Origin of the sequence: Campylobacter sp. RM19073, from assembly GCF_024723495.1 — a bacterium.
Lineage (GTDB): Bacteria > Campylobacterota > Campylobacteria > Campylobacterales > Campylobacteraceae > Campylobacter > Campylobacter porcelli.
Genome location: NZ_JANQCT010000043.1, coordinates 1 through 3,598 on the forward strand (window position 1 = coordinate 1; position 3,598 = coordinate 3,598).

A 3,598-nucleotide genomic window follows, 5' to 3' on the forward strand; every position below is an offset into this window, starting at 1 on the left:
TTGATTTGTTTTAGTTTAAATTAGTTTAAATTGATTTGTTTTTACTCTTGTTATAGTTTGATTTTGCCGTGCTTATATGCTATTTTTTGATTTAAATTAATTTGTTTTAGTTTGTTTTGATTTATATTAGTATAAGCAAAAATATCGGACAATATCACGGACAAAATAGAAATTCCAAAAAAGGTGTCCGTATGTTAAATGATACAAAGATAAAATCATTAAAACCCAAAGATAAACGCTATAAAGTTAGCGATGGTGAAAATCTCTATATTTTAGTTATGCCAAGTGGCACTAAAACTTTTATTTATGAGTATAAGAGTAAGCAAACTCTTAAATATAAACGAGTAAGCCTAGGCAAATATCCTATAATGAGCCTTTTAGAAGCAAGGAGTAAGCGATTAGAATTTCAAAAAATGCTTTTAAATGGCGATGAGCCTAGAAATTCTAAAACAGTAACAACATTTAAAGAGATATTAAAAAAGTGGCTTGATTATAAGCGTTCTCAAGTATCAGCAAAGCAATTACAAATAATTACTCGCTATTTTGAAAGGTTTTATATCCCCAAATTTGGCAATAAAGATATAAAAAGCATAAAAAAGGCAGATATAATACAAGCTACTGATGAGCTTAATAGAGATGGTAAATTTGAGACATTAGATAGAGCTTTAAACAATATAACCGCATTTTTAAAATGGGCGGTAACTCGTGAGTATTTAGCTCATAATGTAGCGTTTGATATTGATAAATCATCACTTTTTAAAAAGAAAGCAGTAGTAAATTCGCCTGGAATTTACACAAAAGATGAGATAGCAAATTTAATACGAAATATTAATGATTATAATGGTGATATTAGAGTTAAAACTGCTGGGTTACTAGCTCTTTTTACAGCTCAAAGGTCTTTTAATATTCGTTTTGCTAGATGGGATGAGATAGATTTTAAAAAAAGAATTTGGAATATACCAGCTCATAAAATGAAAATGAAAAAAGCACACGCTGTGCCTTTGAGTAGGCAAGTTATCAAGCTACTAGAAAACTACCAAATTTATGAATTTAAAAGCCCTTATATATTCCCATCATTAAGAAGCAACACAAGACCTATCAGCGACAATGCTATACGCTCAATGCTTAGAAATCTAGGCTATACAAACGAGCAATTAACCCCACACGGATTTAGAGCTATGTTTAGCACTATAGCACACGAGAATATAACTTCTCACGGATTAAGTGAGCGTATAATTGAGCTTTGCTTAGCTCACGCAGAAAAAAACAAGATAAAAGCTACATACAATCACGCTTTAAATCTTGATGATAGAGCTAAGCTAATGCAGTGGTGGGCGGATTATTTAGATAATTTAAGATGATGAGCCGTTTAAGTAATTTAAAATACTATTTTTGGAGTAGTAAATTACTTTTGAGTTTGCTTTTGTGCGTTTTATAAGCCCTTTTATGGCTAGTTTTGTTAAGGTTGAAGTTTGCTTAACACCTAACATATTTTTAGCTATTTGTGGGCTTATCCAAGTATCATTATTATCAATATTTATCATTTTTTCCCTTTTTTTTGTGATTTTAAGCTGACTAAACCGGCAAATTTAAACTGGGTAAATCCGCACTGATAGACACCAAACGAATATTGTTTTACTTTCACAATATCATCAAGCCCACCATATGCTTCTTTTGGTAGGCACTTTACAGAGTTAGGGTGTATTTTACTTACTTTGCTCATATCGTATAAAATCTATAAGTTTTGTATTTAATCATTAGTTAGTCCTCAATATAAACTTTATGATTAGGGTCGTTCTTTTTTAGGTAGTTATGAAGCCTTTCCCACTCCTTATCTCCTAAAATAGCTTTTCTAGCTTTTTCTAGCCCAGCTAAAGCCTTCACGGCTCTGCTCTTAAGTTCTTCATCGCTAAGGCTATATAAATCCTTTTTTATCTCTAGCATCATACTTTTTAGAACTGTGTGAATTCTTTCCAGCCTATCGGCATCATCAATGCTTTCAAACTTAAATATACTCATTTAATCTCCTTTAATTTTTAATCTCATTTGTCTAGTTTTTCAATTTCTAAAATAACTTTGCCGAAAATTTCAGGTATGTCTGGAATTAAAGTGTTTCCGTATTGCTTAATTCGTTCCAGTTTTGTGGATATCCCATCAATTTTTCGTAAGCTTGGCAGAGTTTGTCTAAAATTTGCGATGAATTCATCGCACCTTGCTCTAATATCGGCGGTAGTAATGAATTGAATGTTCTGCTTTGTCTGCCGTTTTTGACACTTTTGAAGTGCTGCTCTAATGAAAATCTCTCTAACGCAAGAGCATCGCTTGCCAGTGGCGTTGGTATCAAGTAACCAAGCGAGTATGAATGCTCGTCGTCTAATGTGTGGATATCCGAAATCACTAGCTCGAAGTATTGTGGGGAAAATATCATATCCAAGCATTTTGAGTTCATTTTTGAATGTTTTGTGATAAAATGCATTTGTTAAAAGCTCCTTGACATTTTCAAATAGCATATATTTAGGCTTTAGCTCATCAGCTAGTCTTAGCATTTGAAAAAATAAGCTACTTCTATTACCAGCTATCAGACCTAATTTCTTACCAGCTGTGCTTAAATCTTGGCAAGGAAACCCACCTGTTATGATATCTATTTGAGTGTTAAAATCTTTTTTTGATAATTTCGTTACATCATCAAAAATGGGTATGTTAGAGAAGTTTTTCTTTAATACTTCTTGACACATTTTATCTATCTCGCAAAATGCTATAGTTTCAAACTCCGCACTAGCTCTATGTAGCCCTAAGCTCATACCACCTATCCCACTAAATAAGTCAAGAATTTTCATATGATACCTTAAATTCTATTTTTAAGCCACTTTCGAAATTCTCTATAAATACAACGCTATCAGCTTTGCTATCAATTAACTTTTTTATACAAATTTCAGCTAAACAACTCCAAAATTGCTCGGTAAAATTAATCTTATTAACCCACCTTAAAAAACCACTTTTTATATCTTTTTTCATTGTGCCTAAAAAGATATCTTCACTCACTGGTGCTGGATGAATTTCTAGCTCATCTAATTTCATTTTTTACTACTTTAAAATGGAATTTCGTTATTATCGTTATTATGGGTTTGAGTTTGATTACTGCTTAGCATTTCCATACTTTCAACTACTACTGAGTGCTTGGAGCGGTTTTGTCCGTTTTTGTCTTGCCAATTCTCAAGCTTTAATCTACCTTCGATTAAGACCTTGCTACCTTTATTTAGATATTGATTTGCCACTTCTGCTTGACGACCAAAAAAGGTAATATCTATAAATAGCACTTCTTCGCTCGTATTGCCATTTTGGTTTTTGAATTTTCTATTGACTGCTATAGTAGTATTTGCTATTGTGATATTGCTATTGCTTTTTAGCGTTATATCTTTGCTTAGATTACCAGTTAAAATAACTTTGTTAAACATTTTATTCTCCTTTGATATGTGAGATTAGCTTTTTGGCTATGGTTCTCATTTGTATTAGTGAGTTTAGCCCTATTGCTTTTTGTAGCTAGAAGTTTTTCCATTGTTAATCCTTTCATTGATTTTTTAATAAATGTAAATTACTC

General features: G+C 31.9%; 5 protein-coding genes and 1 pseudogene. 1 reads left to right on the top strand and 5 read right to left on the bottom strand.

Translation table 11 applies throughout. The features are described 5' to 3' along the window. The first annotated feature begins 191 nt into the window (after window positions 1-191). Window positions 192-1,361 (top strand): tyrosine-type recombinase/integrase, encoded by a 1,170-nt coding sequence (locus CSUIS19073_RS08000; RefSeq protein WP_086242179.1) that lies wholly within the window; start codon window positions 192-194, stop codon window positions 1,359-1,361. Here CSUIS19073_RS08000 and CSUIS19073_RS08005 read toward each other — a convergent pair. The 5 genes and pseudogenes from CSUIS19073_RS08005 to ssb form a co-directional block, all read right to left on the bottom strand. Then, window positions 1,353-1,544, bottom strand: a complete 192-nt coding sequence (locus CSUIS19073_RS08005; RefSeq protein WP_086242178.1) for a hypothetical protein — start codon at window positions 1,542-1,544, stop codon at window positions 1,353-1,355. The genes CSUIS19073_RS08000 and CSUIS19073_RS08005 overlap by 9 nt on opposite strands. Window positions 1,545-1,761: 217 nt before the next feature. After that, on the bottom strand, window positions 1,762-2,019 hold the full coding sequence (locus CSUIS19073_RS08010; RefSeq protein ID WP_086242176.1) for a hypothetical protein: 258 nt from the start codon (window positions 2,017-2,019) through the stop codon (window positions 1,762-1,764). Between the two features lie 23 nt (window positions 2,020-2,042). Next, window positions 2,043-2,837: a DNA cytosine methyltransferase gene (locus tag CSUIS19073_RS08015; RefSeq protein ID WP_086242175.1), complete on the bottom strand. Its 795-nt coding sequence runs from the start codon at window positions 2,835-2,837 to the stop codon at window positions 2,043-2,045. Further along, window positions 2,824-3,078 (bottom strand): hypothetical protein, encoded by a 255-nt coding sequence (locus tag CSUIS19073_RS08020; RefSeq protein ID WP_086242174.1) that lies wholly within the window; start codon window positions 3,076-3,078, stop codon window positions 2,824-2,826. The genes CSUIS19073_RS08015 and CSUIS19073_RS08020 overlap by 14 nt, the downstream gene beginning before the upstream one ends. 26 nt (window positions 3,079-3,104) lie before the next feature. Beyond that, window positions 3,105-3,455 (bottom strand): annotated as a pseudogene (gene ssb, locus CSUIS19073_RS08025) (single-stranded DNA-binding protein); the annotation flags it as partial. Between the last annotated feature and the right edge of the window lie 143 nt (window positions 3,456-3,598).